The sequence below is a fragment of the Psychrobacter sp. GW64-MNA-CIBAN-0177 genome, from assembly GCF_040309585.1.
In the GTDB taxonomy this organism is placed as follows: domain Bacteria; phylum Pseudomonadota; class Gammaproteobacteria; order Pseudomonadales; family Moraxellaceae; genus Psychrobacter; species Psychrobacter okhotskensis.
This window is the reverse complement of record NZ_JBEOOY010000260.1, coordinates 1-270: the sequence shown is the minus strand read 5'-3', so window position 1 is coordinate 270 and position 270 is coordinate 1. Positions and strand designations below refer to the sequence as shown.

The 270-nt window shown below is 37.8% G+C and carries 1 protein-coding gene; it reads left to right on the top strand.

Translation table 11 applies throughout. From position 1 onward, the window contains the following. Window positions 1-181: translation initiation factor IF-1 (infA, locus tag AAEY79_RS15005; protein WP_352289212.1), on the top strand; the 181-nt coding region annotated here is incomplete at its 5' end. Between the last annotated feature and the right edge of the window lie 89 nt (window positions 182-270).

The window sequence follows — 270 nt, the reverse complement described above, 5'->3', positions numbered from 1 at the left end:
CCTTGATACTTTACCAAATACAATGTTCCGAGTTGAGCTAGAAAATGGTCACGTAGTTGTGGCTCATATTTCAGGTAAAATGCGCAAAAACTATATCCGTATTTTAACCGGCGATAAAGTAACGGTAGAAATGACTCCTTACGATTTATCGAAAGGTCGTATCGTATTCCGTGCTCGCTAAGTAAGTGCGTAAACGAGATTTAGTTTTTGGCTAGTGAAAACTAGCTTTAAGCGTTTATTAAATGTAATTAATGCTAGGGTCTGTTGACC